Source organism: Halobacillus andaensis, from assembly GCF_014636475.1.
In the GTDB taxonomy this organism is placed as follows: Bacteria; Bacillota; Bacilli; order Bacillales; family Halobacillaceae; genus Halobacillus_A; species Halobacillus_A andaensis.
Genome location: NZ_BMEL01000004.1, coordinates 24,156 through 40,232 on the forward strand (window position 1 = coordinate 24,156; position 16,077 = coordinate 40,232).

The 16,077-nt window shown below is 40.8% G+C and carries 20 protein-coding genes; 19 read left to right on the forward strand and 1 reads right to left on the reverse strand.

Going from position 1 to position 16,077, the window contains the following annotated elements:
• Positions 1-453 precede the first annotated feature (453 nt).
• Positions 454-840 (forward strand): hypothetical protein, encoded by a 387-nt coding sequence (locus IEV27_RS14850; protein WP_188378303.1) that lies wholly within the window; start codon positions 454-456, stop codon positions 838-840.
• A 480-nt stretch (positions 841-1,320) separates the two neighbouring features.
• Complete coding sequence (locus tag IEV27_RS14855) at positions 1,321-1,599, forward strand: hypothetical protein (protein WP_229735374.1); 279 nt, start codon at positions 1,321-1,323, stop codon at positions 1,597-1,599.
• Positions 1,600-1,736: 137 nt separating this feature from the next.
• Here IEV27_RS14855 and IEV27_RS14860 read toward each other — a convergent pair whose 3' ends face one another.
• Complete coding sequence (locus IEV27_RS14860; protein WP_188378305.1) at positions 1,737-2,051, reverse strand: hypothetical protein; 315 nt, start codon at positions 2,049-2,051, stop codon at positions 1,737-1,739.
• A 220-nt stretch (positions 2,052-2,271) separates the two neighbouring features.
• Here IEV27_RS14860 and IEV27_RS14865 point away from each other — a divergent pair, with 220 nt between their 5' ends.
• From IEV27_RS14865 to IEV27_RS14945, 17 genes are all read left to right on the forward strand, one after another.
• Positions 2,272-2,511: a hypothetical protein gene (locus IEV27_RS14865; protein WP_188378306.1), complete on the forward strand. Its 240-nt coding sequence runs from the start codon at positions 2,272-2,274 to the stop codon at positions 2,509-2,511.
• A 126-nt stretch (positions 2,512-2,637) separates the two neighbouring features.
• Positions 2,638-2,910 carry a hypothetical protein gene (locus tag IEV27_RS14870; RefSeq protein ID WP_188378307.1) on the forward strand — a complete coding sequence of 91 codons (273 nt, stop codon included), beginning with the start codon at positions 2,638-2,640 and terminating at the stop codon, positions 2,908-2,910.
• 239 nt (positions 2,911-3,149) lie between these two features.
• A complete protein-coding gene (locus IEV27_RS14875; protein ID WP_188378308.1) occupies positions 3,150-3,437 on the forward strand; it encodes a hypothetical protein in 288 nt (95 codons plus the stop codon).
• Complete coding sequence (locus tag IEV27_RS14880) at positions 3,421-3,708, forward strand: hypothetical protein (protein ID WP_188378309.1); 288 nt, start codon at positions 3,421-3,423, stop codon at positions 3,706-3,708. Before IEV27_RS14875 ends, IEV27_RS14880 begins: the two co-directional genes overlap by 17 nt.
• 502 nt (positions 3,709-4,210) lie before the next feature.
• A complete protein-coding gene (locus IEV27_RS14885; protein ID WP_188378310.1) occupies positions 4,211-4,963 on the forward strand; it encodes a CPBP family intramembrane glutamic endopeptidase in 753 nt (250 codons plus the stop codon).
• 356 nt (positions 4,964-5,319) lie between these two features.
• Positions 5,320-5,691 (forward strand): hypothetical protein, encoded by a 372-nt coding sequence (locus IEV27_RS14890; RefSeq protein ID WP_229735375.1) that lies wholly within the window; start codon positions 5,320-5,322, stop codon positions 5,689-5,691.
• Positions 5,688-7,805 carry a LuxR family transcriptional regulator gene (locus IEV27_RS14895; protein ID WP_229735376.1) on the forward strand — a complete coding sequence of 706 codons (2,118 nt, stop codon included), beginning with the start codon at positions 5,688-5,690 and terminating at the stop codon, positions 7,803-7,805. The genes IEV27_RS14890 and IEV27_RS14895 overlap by 4 nt, the downstream gene beginning before the upstream one ends.
• 721 nt (positions 7,806-8,526) lie before the next feature.
• Positions 8,527-8,892 (forward strand): DUF192 domain-containing protein, encoded by a 366-nt coding sequence (locus tag IEV27_RS14900; protein ID WP_188378311.1) that lies wholly within the window; start codon positions 8,527-8,529, stop codon positions 8,890-8,892.
• 52 nt (positions 8,893-8,944) lie between these two features.
• Positions 8,945-9,121 carry a Flp family type IVb pilin gene (locus IEV27_RS14905; RefSeq protein WP_188378312.1) on the forward strand — a complete coding sequence of 59 codons (177 nt, stop codon included), beginning with the start codon at positions 8,945-8,947 and terminating at the stop codon, positions 9,119-9,121.
• A gap of 90 nt (positions 9,122-9,211) precedes the next feature.
• Complete coding sequence (locus IEV27_RS14910; protein ID WP_229735377.1) at positions 9,212-9,721, forward strand: A24 family peptidase; 510 nt, start codon at positions 9,212-9,214, stop codon at positions 9,719-9,721.
• Positions 9,715-10,092, forward strand: coding sequence for a TadE/TadG family type IV pilus assembly protein (locus IEV27_RS14915; RefSeq protein ID WP_188378314.1), 378 nt, complete (start codon positions 9,715-9,717; stop codon positions 10,090-10,092). Before IEV27_RS14910 ends, IEV27_RS14915 begins: the two co-directional genes overlap by 7 nt.
• 10 nt (positions 10,093-10,102) lie before the next feature.
• Positions 10,103-11,017 carry a TadE/TadG family type IV pilus assembly protein gene (locus IEV27_RS14920; RefSeq protein WP_188378315.1) on the forward strand — a complete coding sequence of 305 codons (915 nt, stop codon included), beginning with the start codon at positions 10,103-10,105 and terminating at the stop codon, positions 11,015-11,017.
• A 13-nt stretch (positions 11,018-11,030) separates the two neighbouring features.
• Positions 11,031-11,957 (forward strand): Flp pilus assembly protein CpaB, encoded by a 927-nt coding sequence (gene cpaB, locus IEV27_RS14925; RefSeq protein ID WP_188378316.1) that lies wholly within the window; start codon positions 11,031-11,033, stop codon positions 11,955-11,957.
• Positions 11,958-11,978: 21 nt separating this feature from the next.
• Positions 11,979-12,851 (forward strand): CpaE/TadZ family protein, encoded by an 873-nt coding sequence (locus IEV27_RS14930; protein WP_188378317.1) that lies wholly within the window; start codon positions 11,979-11,981, stop codon positions 12,849-12,851.
• Positions 12,805-14,208 (forward strand): TadA family conjugal transfer-associated ATPase, encoded by a 1,404-nt coding sequence (locus tag IEV27_RS14935; protein WP_188378318.1) that lies wholly within the window; start codon positions 12,805-12,807, stop codon positions 14,206-14,208. The genes IEV27_RS14930 and IEV27_RS14935 overlap by 47 nt, the downstream gene beginning before the upstream one ends.
• A gap of 1 nt (position 14,209) precedes the next feature.
• On the forward strand, positions 14,210-15,142 hold the full coding sequence (locus IEV27_RS14940) for a type II secretion system F family protein (protein WP_229735378.1): 933 nt from the start codon (positions 14,210-14,212) through the stop codon (positions 15,140-15,142).
• Positions 15,143-15,146: 4 nt separating this feature from the next.
• Positions 15,147-16,052, forward strand: coding sequence for a type II secretion system F family protein (locus IEV27_RS14945; RefSeq protein ID WP_188378319.1), 906 nt, complete (start codon positions 15,147-15,149; stop codon positions 16,050-16,052).
• Positions 16,053-16,077 lie beyond the last annotated feature (25 nt).

The window sequence follows — 16,077 nt, forward strand, 5'->3', positions numbered from 1 at the left end:
TGTGAAATGGTTTACTGCCGGACTAAATCCGGATCATAAGGTCCAGTTTTAAAAATCATTAATGTCGTTATGGACTCTCTGACATGTAATTTTATTTTTACTAGAAAGTTTTAAATATGGTGCCTGCCCCCCACTCTGCTAAAGCGTTAAGGCAGTGGGGGTCAGGCACTTCTACTCCACTTCAGCAGTAAGCGGTGCACTAGGGAGAGCTGTAGGAGTTGGAGCAGCGGGATCTATTGCTTACGGAGTATATCTTGATATAAAATGGGAGGTCGCTGGATGGGCATCAAATCCTCCAGCTAATAAATGGGTAGCTTTTTATAGAATTGGAGATAAGTTAATAAGTTCAATAGTCACCAATGCATTTAGTGCAGGAGTTAGTAAAAAATTAAAATTGTGATTTGAAAAGGGAAATTTGTTCCCCTTTCAATTAAATGATTAGGAGGTGGTTGTTTGCTAGAAACTTTCATGCACTACATGAGAAATCATGGATATGTACGGGTTTTCACTATTGTGGGTTTAGGTTTTTTATTGGGGATCGTATTATATCTACTTAGATTATTGCAGGTAAGTCTCTTTGTTGAAAATATTATATTTTATACTACTGTATTAATTGTACTGACTATTGGCATTTTATTAGGTTTCTTTATAAATGTTCCTTCAATTAAAGCTTTTCTTCTATCTTTCGGTTCTACGACTATTTCTTTAATTATATACTTTTTACTTACAGAGACAGTATTAAGGTGGTATGAAAATTCACATATCCTTTTTATCGGTATCGTTTATTTAGTGGCGGCAGGAATGGAAAAGAAGTTTGTTGATAAAGTAGACTCTGCTTAAAAAATAGGTAATTATTTCACTGCTGTTTATTAATATGATGCCTGACCTGGCTCTGCTGAAGCTTTAATGCAGAGGGGTCATAAATAAGGTGCCTGCCCCCCGCTCTGCTAAAGCGTTAAGGCAGTGGGGGTCAGGCACTTTTACTGAATGCAGGCTTATATTTTATGATGTTAAGTTATAAATAGTCCTACTAATCAATGCAAAACTGGGATTAACTAAAGGAATCTATATTCATTAAAAGGAAAGTATCTAAATGAACATCAGATCCTTCTTCTAGTACTAATGAAGTTGTAACATGACTAGGAAAATATTAAATTATTCAATTGCTGAATCAAATAATTAAGGGGGGGGGCATACTCCCTTGTTTTAAAAAAGTAATGGAGGTGACAAAAAATAGTGCCTAATGCTACATACAGCAATACTTATCCATTATTGCCACTAGTAGTAATCTATCTATTATTGGCATTGGGTATTTTTTTCGTGGCAAGTTATAGTTCGCTGGAATTTAAAGTTATAGGAACTCTAGTAATTGTAAGCTCTTTTTCACTAGCCACTTACTTTACTAAGTTTTCTCATATAAAACCAGCTTCTTTAGGAATTGTTTTTACTGTATTAACTGTAACCGCGTGTGCGGGAGTTTATTTTCTAATAGAAGTACTGTTTTCAGGAGTAGAGTTTTTTATAAAACTAATTGTTGTTTTCTTAACCGAATCTCTAGCAGCGAAAAGCTTATTAAAATGGTCCGGTAAGAATGAATAAGTTCTTGTTTTGGTGCATGTCCCCGCTCTGCTAAAGCTTTAACGCAGTGGGGGTCAGGCACTTCAATGTAAAAGTGCCGAGATATCTATTAAGTAAACCTTTAACTAAAGCTCGCGTTTTAAAAAAACTTCATCCATTTATTGTAAATAATTGTTCAATTCTCTTGCTTTTTCTTGAATATCAAAGACATATTCATTTTTTGAGAACCTATATTCAACTCCCTGAAAAGTTTTAATAATCATTACATCAAAAGGAATTCGACGGCTTACTACAACCTCATTTGGTTCATTAACAAATCCAGGGTTTGTTAATAGTAAAATGATACGTACAAACCAATTGCGCTTTTTTTTCTCTGTGTATGTCCGTTTTAGCTGTTCAGTGGTTATTTCATAATTTTTAATATCGGATAATGGTATTCTTTTTGAACCTATCTCAATAAAGTCTTTTTCCATTTTAGCAAGACCTCACAATCATTATATTATTTAAGTATATTTTATAATTACAATGAAGACAACTGCCTGACGGAAGTGAAGGACCAGTAATATGGTGCTTGACCCCTGCTCTGCTAAAGCGTTAAGGCAGTGGGGGTCAGGCACTTCTACTCAAGTCAATAATAAAGCAGCGGTTATATGGCCGCTCAAAGTCTTACGTGAAAACTAAAGGAGAATAAAGATGGGAGATTTAGTAGGTGGCCTTCTAAGCTTGGTGACTGGTGTTTCTTGTGTATACATGTTTTTTTATACGACCCGGTACCAATTCTTTTACGGCAAATCATACGAAATTGTTAAAGATATCATTACTCCTCTTCCTGCAAGCTTTAACTATTGGCTTTTAAAGCTCTTGTATCTAGTCGGAGGTTTATTAGGTACAGGTATTGGAGTTTGGTTCGTTTTTATAAAGCCGCTTTTATAATACAGAGTAGAATATTTTATATAGATAACTTGCTATAAAGTTAGTACAGTAGGAGAAAGAATTACGGTTGTAATGAGAATGGGGAAGGTCGTTCCTCTTTCAATTAAGTTCTTAGGAAGTGATTGTGTGCTGGAAAATTTCATGCGCTACATGAGAAATCATGGATATATTCGGACTTTTACGATGGTGGGGCTAGGTTTTTTAGTGGGGATTGTACTGTATTTGCTTAGGTTCCTGCCTGTTCATCCGCTGTTAGAAGATATTATTTTTTATACTTGTAGTTTAATCATCCTGACGTTGATTATTTTACTAGGTTTTTTCATTAATCTGCCTGTGAAAAAGCTATTTTTCTATCGTTCGGTTCAACGGCTGTCTCTGTGCTTATCTATTTATTGCTGAGAGAGACGGTATTTAATTGGTATGAAAATTCTCATATTCTTTTTATTGGAGTCGTATATGTAGTGGCAGAAGTGATGGAGAAAAAGTTTGCTAATCAAGAAGAGGTGCACGTATAAAAAGAGGGGACTTGTATTTCGTTACCTCATACTAAGGCACAACGCTTATGATGGGAAAAGAGTGATCGAATCGATACATAAGATGAGGGAAAGGGAGATTTAGAAGGTGGTGTTAAGACTTTTATGTCAATGTTTTTACTGGTTTTTTATCAAACGATCTTATTTAGCATTGTATTAATAGGTGAAGTGCTGTTAGAAAATCATGACGGATCATTCGTTCATTTACATCCAATCATCCCATTTTTGGGGTCGTACTTCCTTTATGCGCTTGCCCTGTTATTTTTAGTGTATGTGTATAAACAATATCATACGGTTTCATTTAAAAAGAGAATCATAACATCGATCATGTCATTTTTGCTTTCTTTTTTCCTTATGTTTATCGTTTTAGCTGTGCTTGAGAAATCTTTATAAACGAGTAGCACCATCTCATATAAGTGAGCTGAGCAAGGAATATGCAAGCGAAGATCATTTACTTGTTATTACGGTGACCCATTCAAAGAATCGTGAAAATAAGTTATTTATCGATTTAACAAGTGAAGGGAAAGGGCTGGTCGTAAACTTCGAGAATGGGGAATCAACAGACGAAGTATACGAAATACAACATGGGGCTTCCCATTTATATGCAGAAACTTTCGAGCTTTATGAGTCTCTTTATAAAGAGAGACCCATGGAAGCCGATTAAAATTTGAAACCGCCCTTCAATAGTCGAACCCTATTTTGGAGGGGTGATATGAAGTAAAGCATGCTATGGGGATCTGAGTTCATATTAATTATGAACATGCCCTACAGGCAAGATGGTTACTTTTACCCTATTGGGATATATCTATACTTAACAAATTTTGTTATATACCATCAAAAAGAATAGTAATTCACAAACAAAACAGCCCTGGTTCTTTAGTGCATAGAATCACGGCTGTTTTTCTTCGATTGTAAAAAGCGGCATAAATTCGTGTGTGGCATTCCCTGTACTAAAGTTTTGTAGTGAGGATCAGGTACCGTAACTTTAAATGAACACGCAGTAGACCCTACTGGATTGTTTATAGGGAACAATGACAAAGTTCAAAGGCAAACTATTTTTGCCATCTAGTTTTTGCTATGATAGCAGTAGGTACTCTTGTTAGAGGAAGTAGATCATTTTAGTATCTGTACTAATAGTGTTCTAACGCAAGGGGAAGGTTGATCGTATGCAGAAAAACGGAATGAATAATAGAGTTAAGGGACTTGCTGCAATAGGATTTATGCTAGTCATCTATTATGGTATTAAGTTTATCGCGGTTAACGCTGCTTTATATGATTTTCTCCCGATTAATGGGAAAGAAATTGATATGGATTGGATTAGGAAAATGGAACATCATTTCATACAACTTCTATTAGCCATTCTTCTAATTGTTATCTTTTCAAGAGGGAAAATTCAAAAGTGGGGCTTTAATTTTTATAACTTTAAACTTTCAATAAAAATACTAAAGAAATTCATTTTTTATTATGTTGTTTATTTTATTTTAATTAGCTTGATGATTCAGTTTTTCTTCTACCCTGATCCATCGTTAAATTATAGTTTAACACCAATCAATGCACTTGGTCATTTAAGCTTTATGTGGTTAGTATCGGGTACTTCAGAAGAGATACTTTTTCGCGGTCTTATTCAAACTTTTTTAGCTGTTTATTTGACGAACGTTTATAAGATAAGAGGCATAGAATTGCCTTTGGCTGGAGTAGTTGCTGCTCTTATATTTACTCTTGCACACTTTCATTTTAGTCTTTTTCCATTTGAGGTTATTCACTATAATATCCCTCAACTCATTATGGCTTTCGTATTGGGGATATTCTACTCGATTACGTTTCATTATACTCGCAGTCTTCTCGCTCCAATTATTGCTCATAACCTGTCAAATGGAACGATACTCTTAAGCACATATATATTATACCTCATTAAATAAATGGTGGATTTACACAGGTATCCTTCTACAGTTATTCTTATCATCCATAAACAAAACAGCCCTGGTTCTTTAGTGCTTAAAACCAGGGCTGTTTTGTTTGTTCGATTGAATAATGGCACAGAAAATTAATGAAATAGATCTAATTTTCAGTGTTTTTGGTTGATTTTGTATAAGGAAGGGTAGGGGAAAATAATCCATACATATACGTTCCTTAGGGAACAGAGGACAGATTTGAATACGGGAACAGTAGGGGATATAGATCTTTCAGTTTTTAAGATAATATAGGGTTACACCTTATTATCTATAAATAGTAATGGAGCCAGATTGCTTCTTTATAACTTTATGGAGGTGTTGGAATGATTGAACATGTAACAGAGCCATTGCAGGAAAATCAAGAAATCTTCGCTCTCCTAGAAGATCATAATGAATGGAAGGGGATCCCTTTCATTTTCGAAGAAGGGAGGAGTTTAATGGTGAAAAAGGAATCGCTGCCATTACAGTTGGAATGCACGATGCTATTTCAATCGAATCCTCATATGAATGAAACGATGACAGGCATAGGAACGCGCTTAGGCAGAAAATCAGAGGATCTTCAATCCATTGTAGAAGGGCTGGTGCAGCAGGGCATTTTACAAAAGTCAGGAGATGAATCCTCTCCTCTATTCCGTTACAAAGAGCCTGTTGTTACTACGGAATTGGTTATTACCGAAGAGTTTGATCGTTCATGAGAGAAAACATTGAACTAGTAGAGGAGCTTCAAGAGACCTATGCCTGTCAGTATGATTTAACGGTGATTATTACAGATGAAAGCGGAGAATTGGTCACACCGATCAAAGGAGAGAATGCTCTCTGTAATCAATTACTGGATCAACAACAAGAGTACTTAATGGAAAGAATAAAAGAAAGCTTGAATGAAAAATGGACCATTTCCGCTCCCGTTAGTCATGACATTTTACCAGGAATTCATATGGTCGTTGTACCTGTCGAGATTACAGGGGGGCGTAAGTTATTTTTGTGGAGTGGAGTGCTGGTTGAGGATAACGTTCGCAAGCTTGTTGCAGAAAAACTGAATCAGCAGGTTGATGAAACTGTGACATGGGAATATTTAATTGAGGAAACGCCTGTACTTACTTCAGAAAATAAAAAGGAATGGCTTTGTCGAGTGGATAAACTGGCTAAAATTATCTCTCTTTGTTTTGGAGGAGAGAAGGATTCTACTGATTTTAATAGCTTTTTACTGCGGCAAGCTATGAACAATAGAACAGAGGACATGATCGAGAAGTTTGGCGACCGTCACCATGACCATGACTTTTTAGGGATAGCTGAGAAAGCAGAGGGAGACGAATACCGTGTGACACATGCTGCAGGAGACGGGGTCGACTCTTTGCGGGGTGCAGCATTTTCTTTAGGAGAAGGGTTTCTCGGTCGTGTGCTTATAAGCGGAAAGGCGGACTACTGGGAAGACATTAAGAGAGATCCGAGATCTTATTTCTTTCACAGGTTCTCTTTCTTTCCTCGATCGCTTTTTTGTTTTCCGATAAGCCGATATGATGGTTCTTTATCTCTTTTATTCGGAGGAAGCCTGTCAAAAGGAATCATTCCTAAGGAAAGCATAGATTTAGGAAAAGCTTTTGCCAGTGTTTTAGAGATGAAGCTGTTAACAGAAAATCTGCAAAAAGAGAATAGTGACCAGCTTAACCGCCTGTCGTCTCTTGTTGAAATATGCAAGCTGATGGCCTCTACTCCGGAAACAAAACGGATCCTGTATATTCTCGTTGATATCAGCTTAAATTTAGTAGAAGGCCCATTTTCGTGTGTCGTTTTAAAAGAGAAAGATGATGAAAAGGCTCAATTAGTGGCCAGGGGCAATATGACCGGTCAAGCGAAAGATTATGTGAGAGATGTGGTCAGCCGCTATTACAGTCCGTCCAGCAAAGATACGTCCGAAGATTCGCTGCCAGTAGAAAATGAAACGCCGTGGGGTGGAACAGTCATTGAGTGTCCTTTATTCCATCGGGACAGGCTGCTGGGAGTGCTATGTGTAGGTGTGGAGGAGTTATCTACGCAGCATCTTAAGGAGCACATTACCTTCCTCCATACGCTTGGGATTATTGGCGGGATTTCATTACATCTCGCAAAAGTGGAAAATGAAGGAACGATCTCAGGGCAGGTAGAAACGTTATACAAAGCCATTAGTCAATTCGACGAAGAAGCTTATTTGATTGCTAAAGAGTCTAAGAATTTAGCCAGGGAGTTTACACTTAAACTGGGTTTAGCGGCCCCGATTATAAAAGATATTATTAGTGCCTGCCAGCTTCATCTTTATACGGGGTGCTTTCTGGAACAATTTTTTCCCGATAGTAAGGTTCCCTTGATTGTTGAAGAAGGAAAAAGATTAATGGAGAAACCGTTGCAGGAGTGGGAAGAAGCAAGCGTAGACAGTCAAGTATTTGCTATTATTCTTATGTATGAAAAAACACGAAGCGTAGGGATGTTCGAACGTGAAGAAGCTGCTATTTTTCAAAAATTTATATCTTTTATTAAAGAATCACACGTTATTGAACAGGAATTTTCTCTATCGGATGAGCTGGGAGAGCAGGAGCTTACGTCTTTTATTGATCCTATTAAGGAGGAGACGAACCTTTCTCCACGCGAGCAGGAAGTTCTGAATTTAGTTATTCAGGGGCTGAACAACCGGGAAATTGCAGAGGAACTGTATATCAGCGGTCATACCGTGAAAAACCATGTCACGAAGATTTTTCAAAAGCTTGAAGTTCCTGACCGGGCTCATGCGATATCAAAAGTGTACCAATTAAAATATGAACAATCCTATACGAATTAGAAGTTGTATTAACCCCCAGAAAGACTCGATCTATTCATTAAAATGATCGGGTTTTTCTGTCTTTAGCCCTCGCCGCTTCGTCAACATCCTGCGCTTTCCGCGGGCACGGCCTCAGTCTCCTCGGAAAGCAAAGACCGCTTTCCTGTGGGGTCTTCGGACTCGGGCTGTTCCCGCAGGAGTAGTCGCTTTTTTTCGTTTCTTTTATCAAATTCGGCTTTGGAACTATCCTAGACTGAGCTGCAAATATTGTTTCTATAAGAACTCAGATTGTTTCTTCAATGATTGATTATGGAAAAGGGTTTTAGGAAACGTCGACACTCCTATGGGAGATACGAATAAGGTGTGACCCCGGAAGGCATAAGCCTGAGGAGGCACATCATTCGCCCATGGAAAGGGAGTAGTTTCCTAAAACCCTTTCTTCTATCGATGGCAAGAAACTTATACATTCGAATAAATGAAGAGAAATCTAAGCTTTCTCTCCTAGCTGAAACCTCCCATTTCGGGAGGTTTTTTTGTTGCACAGAACGGAGAATAGGACTAGTCCGCTATAGGACTCCTTCCCAATTAGAGCTTTATATAGGAAAGGTTTCTCATGGATCCGTGAAATGAACAACAGGAACAGAAGGGGATAGTATATTATAATGAACACCTGCATAATTGAGATTGTAAGTTGATCACTCATGAGTTCAACGAACCATAACAAAAGTCAGGAGGTGATCCGTTGCAGGTCATTGATCGTCAAACCAATCAATTGATCGTACAAGATCTAAAAACAGCGTACACCTTCTGGGCAAGGCTAAAGGGACTAATGATGACAAAGAGCCTGTCAGAAAATGCCGGGCTGCATATTGCCCCCTGTCCTTCGATTCATACCTTCTTTATGACATACAGCATTGATGTAATCTATCTTAATGAACGAAAAGAAGTCATAGGAATCGAAGAAAATCTAAGTCCCGGAAAGATCGGCCGACGGTTTTCAGGAGCGAAATCAGTGATCGAGCTTCCTGCAGGACGAATAAGGGAAGTCTCGATCACTGCAGGACAAGTCCTGGCTTTTGTAAATGGGGAAAATGAGCAAGTGAGTTAATCAAACGGCAGAACTATAGTCATAGTTAATAATAAATAAGGGAGAGATTTAAATGGGAAACAAATTTAAAGGTTTATTTATCGAAGAAGAAGGTCAAGGCATGACGGAATACGGCTTAATTTTAGGACTTATCGCTGTGGGAGTCATTGTTGTATTAACTACTTTAGGTGAAGAAATCCAAGGTGTGTTCGAGAATTTAACAGGTCAACTTCCAGGTGGCGGCGAATAGTAAGTAAGCTATAGAGAATCAACCAAAGGACCCTATTTCTTAGTAGGGTCCTTTCATAAAAATCAAAAAACGAAGGAAAGGATGGCCCGAGTGATTAATTTTTTATTACTTCTTATTTTACTTATTTGCGTGATCACAGATATAAAAAACAGAAAAATATACAACAACGTCATTTATCCCGCTTTGCTGCTCACATTTATCATTCACTTCGCAGCAGATGGGTGGGGAGGATTAGGCTATTCTTTCCTTGGTTTTTTGATCGGTTTCAGTTTGCTGCTGATTCCTTATTTCCTCGGGGGCATGGGAGCAGGCGATGTGAAGCTGCTTGCATTAATTGGGGCTCTTAAAGGCGGGAGCTTTGTTTTTCAATCCTTTCTATATATGACCATCATTGGGGCGCTGATCGCGGCAGCCATTATTTTGTTCCGCCGCGGTGTTCTAAAGTCAATCATCTACTACTTTTCGAGTTTTAAAAATGGGGTGAAGCTTCCGGGCGGTATTTCTAAAGGTTCACTCACAGCCAGCTATCCGTACGGTGTAGCCATCGCGCTTGGCGCAGCCTTTCAGGTAATGACAGAGGGGACGATCACTTTATGGTAAAAAAAGAGGATGGCCAGTCGCTTGTCGAATTTGCTCTTGCCCTGCCCATTCTCCTTTTACTGGTCATAGGGATTATTGATTTCGGACGGGTGCTTTATATTCATCTTCAGCTTGAGCTTGTGACGCAGGAGTCGGTTCGGCTTGGAGGGCTGGGACAAGAAGATGGTTCCATCCGCTCCTATGCAGAGAATCATTTCGCAGCGGGAGACCCTTCTAAATTGGAAGTAGCGATTACGCCTTCAAGCGGCAGTCGTGAAACAGGAGATTATGTTACGGTTTCGATTTCTTATCCTGAGCGATTATTGCAGCCGCTTGGGGATCTATCTATTCCTTATACAGTAGAAACCAGCTCAACCATTCGGATTGAATAAGGTGAGAAAAATGAAGCGATTTTTAAAAAATATAACAAGAAAAGAAAGTGGAAACGCGATTGTCCTTATGACACTGGCCATGGGAGTGGTACTGATCCTTGCAGGACTGGTGATTGATGGGGGGCATTTATTTATGTCTAAAAGTCACTTGCAAAAGACGGCCAATGCCGCAGCCTTATCAGGAGCGCAGGAAATTGTGAATGATCAGGCTTCTGTCGATGCGGTGGTCACTCAGGTATTAGACTCTCATGGAGAAACAGAAAGTCTGCGGCAGTCGACGGTAGAAAATAATCAAGAGCTGCACGTTGAGCTTGAAAAGGATGTTCCATTGTTCTTCTCTTCCATTCTCGGAATTGAAAACATACTTGTAAACGTGGATGCAAAAGCTGGTTTAAATCCAATGGGTGAAGCCAAAGGGGTCGTCCCTTTAGGTGTTGATGAGTCCGTACCGTTAAACTACGGAGAGACGTATCAGCTTAAGGTGGATGCAGGGGATTCAACAGCTGGAAACTTCGGAGTGCTTGCACTTGAAGGCCCTGGAGCTAAATCTTATGAAGAGAGTTTAACCCATGGATTTGATGAAAATTTAAATGTAGGGGACATCATCAATACGCAGACGGGTAATATCGCTGGACCGACTAGAAACGGAGTTGATTACCGTGTGAGTAACTGCCCCGATGGAGAAGTGACTCAGCGAGACTGCTCCAGAATTATGTTAGTCATTGTTTATAAACCCTACAGCCAGTCCAGCAATCAATTGAAAAGTGTAGAAATTACGGGCTTTGCTTATTTTTATATCAATGAGCCGATGGGGAAAAATGATGATTCCATCAGCGGGATTTTTATAAAGCGGGCCGGAGCAGGGACAGCTGGAGGAGAATCCACGCCTGATCGCGGTGCATACGCCATTAGATTAGTAGAGTAGGTGAAGACTTTAAATGAAACCGAAGAAGATCGTATTATTGGCCGTTATCTCTGGGTTAATGACCACGCTTTTATTTTACACGATTATGAGCAAGCAGGACTCCAGTGCTTCTGGAGAGGAAACTCCGATGGTTGAAGTAATCGTAGCAAGTGAAGATATCCAGCAAAATCAAAAAATCACGGAAGAAGTGTTGACGAGCGAACAGGTGCCTGAGGATCAGGTTCATGCGCAGGCAGCCAGTCAAACATCAGATGTGGTGGGACTGTTTGCAACAGCTGATTTAAAAGAAGGAGAGCCTGTCATGCTTCACCGGGTTCAGCAGAGCGAGGATGAAGATGAATTTGTTACTAAGAAAGTAACAGAAGGGTATCGGGCAGTTTCTATTAATGTGGATTACGTAAAATCGGTCTCTAATTTGATTGAACCCGAGGATTTCGTAGATGTGGTTCTCAGTGAAGGGACGGAAGGCGAAGCCATAAATTCTGAAGTGATTTTGGAAAATGTGCGCGTGCTTTCAGTAGGGCAGCGGATGGTGGAGAAGAAATCCGGGGAAACGGAGGAAGAATATACAGCCGTCACTCTCGAATTAAAACAAGATGAAGCCGTGAAGCTGGTCAACGGAAGTGAAAGAGGAAGCCTTCAGCTCGTTCTTTTAAGTGAACAGATTTCAGAAAAGGATGAGAATGAGGAAGCATCAGCAGAAGCTGACGATGAAATACCGGAGGATTCAACTTATATCACCTTGCCTGAGCAATCGCTGCTTCGAGAAGGACCGGGACTCGATTCCTCTGTCTCTGATGTTATTGCTAAAGACACAAAGCTTAAAAACCTGAATGAACAAGAAACAGACGACGACGAGCGGATTTGGATGCTGGTAGAAACGCCTGATCAGAAAAAAGGGTGGATGAGCAGCCGGATCCTTAAACATGAAAATGAATAATGGACAGGGAGTGAGTAACCAGTGACAAACGATAAACATCAAACGTTAGAAACGTATCCATTACACGAAGTAATTGCCGTATGCGGTGCTGTTGGGGGAGCGGGGAGAACGTCTGTCACTGTCAACCTTGCTGCCTCTTTGGCCAAAAAGAAAAGAAGGATACGGATCGTCGATGGAGATTTGCAGTTTGGCGATACAGCTCTAGCTCTTGATTTGCAGCCGTCGCTGACCGTAAAGGACATCGCCGAAAGAGAAGATGAGAAAAATGTCCACGATTATTGGACGGTCCACGAGTCTGGAATTGAATTGCTTGCTGCTCCGCATCGCCCGGAGCACGCGGACTTAATGACAGCGGACAGGTTTGGATCGTTGATCGAATCGCTGCAGATTTCTTCTGATATTTTAGTAGTGGATGCCGAAACAGGCTTAACGGAAAGAAGTTTGCAAGTTATGGAAAAGGCGGATCGAATTCTGCTTGTGACCACGCCGAGGATGGCGGCGTTAAAGCATACTCGACTAATGGCCGAAACCCTTCAAGTACTCGACTTGAAACATAAAGTTGACCTCATCGTTAATCAGTTCACGGCGGACTCGGTCATGAAAGCAAAAGAAATGACAGAATTAACCGGGGTAGAAAACGTTCATTTTCTGCCATATGACTATAAGCGCATGCCGAAATCACTGGATGTAGGGATTCCGCTGGTGGAAAGCAATCCAAAGCTTTCGTTTTCTATAGAGATCGGTAAGCTGGCAGAGGAGCTTTTTCCAAATCTGCAAAACACAAGAGAAAAACAGAGTGCTGTAAACAAGATGATGAACAGGCTAAAAGGTTCAAGGGGGAACAGGCATGAGTTTATTAGCAAAACTTCAATCAAAGACTCAAGAAGAAGCTGACGTAAAAAAGAATAAAGAAGCTGCTCGAAAAGATCAAACCATCCAGCCTCCAACTCAACCGGCTCCTAAGAAAAAGCCGGATAAAAAGCCTGTCATTAAACCAGACCCCAACAAAGAATTAAAAAGTCTGACGTTTAAATACATTTTAAAAGAACGAAAAGACGATGACGTGGAAGACATCGTCCATGATTTAGATGACATTATCTCCACCATCATCATTGAAAATGAACTAAAGCCTAAACAAGATGACCTGGAAAAATTAAAGAAAGAATTAGCCAATGATTTAACAGGGTATGGACCGATTAATCCATTACTGCTTGATGAAGACGTATCTGAGGTCATGGTCAATGGCCCGGATCAAGTGTATGCCGAACGCAACGGACAATTAGAGCTGACCGATATTACTTTCCGTGACAATGACCATGTGCTGGCCGTTTTAGAAAAAATCGTCGCCCCTCTCGGACGCCGGATTGACGAAAGCAGCCCCATGGTTGATGCCCGACTTCAGGATGGATCGAGGGTAAACGCCATCGTCCCGCCGTTAGCTTTAGGTGGTCCTACAATTACCATCCGTAAGTTTGCTAAGGATCCCTTTACGATTGAAGATTTGATTCGCTTTGGGACGCTCACTGAAGAGATGGCGGATTTCATCCAAGCCTGTGTGGAAGCGAAGCTGAATATTTTCGTAAGCGGCGGAACAGGATCTGGTAAAACGACAACCCTCAATGTTCTTTCTTCTTTTATTTCCAATAAGGATCGCATTATAACGATTGAGGATGCTGCTGAGCTTCAGCTCGGGCAGGAGCATGTCGTTTCACTTGAGACCCGGCCTCCAAACATTGAAGGGAAAGGAAGTATTTCCATCCGTGATCTGGTGAGAAACTCTCTTCGGATGCGTCCGGACCGCATTGTCATTGGAGAGGTCCGTGGCGGCGAAGCGTTAGATATGTTGCAGGCCATGAATACAGGCCACGATGGTTCTCTTGCAACCGGTCACTCGAACAGTCCGCGGGACATGATCGCCCGTTTGGAAACGATGGTATTAATGGCCGGGATGGAGCTTCCCGTCAAAGCCATACGCGAACAAATCGCGGGTGCGCTTGACGTCATTATCCAACAATCAAGATTAAAGGATGGAACCCGTCGCATTACGAGCATTACCGAAGTTCAAGGCCTGGAAGGAGACATCATTGTTCTTCAGGATATTTTTGCTTTTGAGCAGTCGGGTATCGATGAAGAAGGTAAAATCATTGGAAAATTAGTGCCTACCGGGGTGCGGCCTAAGTTTTATGAACGGATGGAGTATGAAGGCATCCACTTGCCTGCCTCAATCTTTATCGAAAGGGAGAGTCATTAGAATGACCATCTTATTCGTGGGTGCTGTATTTCTAACCATCTTTCTCTCTTTACTGGCACTCGCCAGCATGCGTCAGGCAGCTGTCGAGGAAGGGGAGGCTGCCGCTCCGCCTTTGACCTTCAAAGAGTTTCTAAGGCAAAGCAACCAGCGCCTGAAAATGATTTTGATTAGAAAGAAAAAACCGACCAAAAAAAGAAATGCATTAGAGGAAGAACTAAGTGGAGCTGGACTTACTATGAAGCCTGAAGAATTCATTGTTTTTCAGTGGATTGCAAGCATCATAGGCGGCGGACTGCTTCATCTGGTACTGCAAAATATGCTGATGATGACGGCAGGTGCCATCATCGGCTTTCTTATCCCGAAAATTTTGTTAAAAAGCAAGCGCAGGAAGAGAATCAAGCAGTTCAATGCGGGACTGCCGGGAATGATCACTTCGATCATCGGTTCCCTGCGGGCCGGGTTCAGCTTTCCTCAATCCTTGCAGATGATTTCTGAAGAGTCTTACTCTCCTATAAAGGAAGAAGTCCAGCTGGTGTTAAAATCGATGCAATACGGGACAAGTTTGGAAGAAGCTTTACTCGAGTGGAAAAAACGACTGCCGAGCGAAGACCTGTCTTTATTAGTCGAAGCCATTTTAATTCAGCGGCAGGTAGGGGGAAACCTTGCCTACCTTCTTGACAAAATCGTAGAAACTACGAGAGAACGAGCAAAGATCGAAAACCAGATTAAAACGCTGACTGCACAAGGACGTTTATCAGGCATGATTATAAGTCTTCTGCCTATTGGGCTGGGCGGCATCATTTACGTCATGAACCCGGAATACATCCTTACATTATTTACGAATCCTATTGGACAGGCCATGCTGGCAGCCGCACTTATAGGCGGGGTTATAGGCTTTATCCTCATACGAAAAATTACGACGATCGAGGTGTAGCGAGATGCTATTGTATATTAGTTTTTTTATCGTCATCAGCCTATTCGTCTACTCTATGCTTACGTTTAAAACAGAAAAAACGGCCCGCCGCAGGAAAAGAATCGATGCTTATTTTACCAACATGTCCATTACTGAAGAGAATGAAGAAGACCCTTCCTTCTCTGAGCGTGTCCTGACGCCTTTATGGAGAAGTATAAAATTAAAGTATCAAAGAAAATGGAATAAAGAAAAGGCATCAAAGCTTGAAATAAAGCTTCTGCAGGCCGGCCAGCCGTTTGGGCTGTCCCCTGTCGAATTTAAAATCGTGCAGCGGATTCTATTATTTTTCTTCCCGTTGATTGGCTGGGGGTATGCCTTATTACTCAATAGCGACCTGTCTTTAAGGATTCTACTGTCCCTTCTCGGTATAGCGGCTGCCCTCGTTCTGCCGAAGTATTATTTAAAAACGAAAGCAGCTAAAAGAAGCAAGCTTGCGGTCAAAGAGCTGCCCGATACACTAGACCTCCTGACGATTAGTCTTGAGGGCGGGCTGGGCTTCGATTCGGCATTAAGCAAAGTAGTTTCAAAGAAAAAAGGTGTGCTTTCTGAAGAATTCAAACGCTGTTTAGAAGAAATTCGTTTAGGAAAGACAAGAAAAGAAGCGTTAAACGCAATCAATGATCGTTTATATTCCGAAGAATTACAGTCTCTCGTTTATAATATCGTACAAGCTGAAAAACTTGGCGTTGGAATGGTTAAGGTGTTGAGAGTACAAACGGAGGATATTCGGGAACAAAGGCGGCAGAGAGCAGAAGAAGCAGCGATGAAGGCGCCTATTAAGATGATGTTTCCGCTCGTTTTGTTTATATTCCCTACCTTATTTATTATTCTACTTGGACCTGCCATCCTGCAATTTATGGATGCATTTTAGGACCCATTCCTGCTCGCAGCATCAA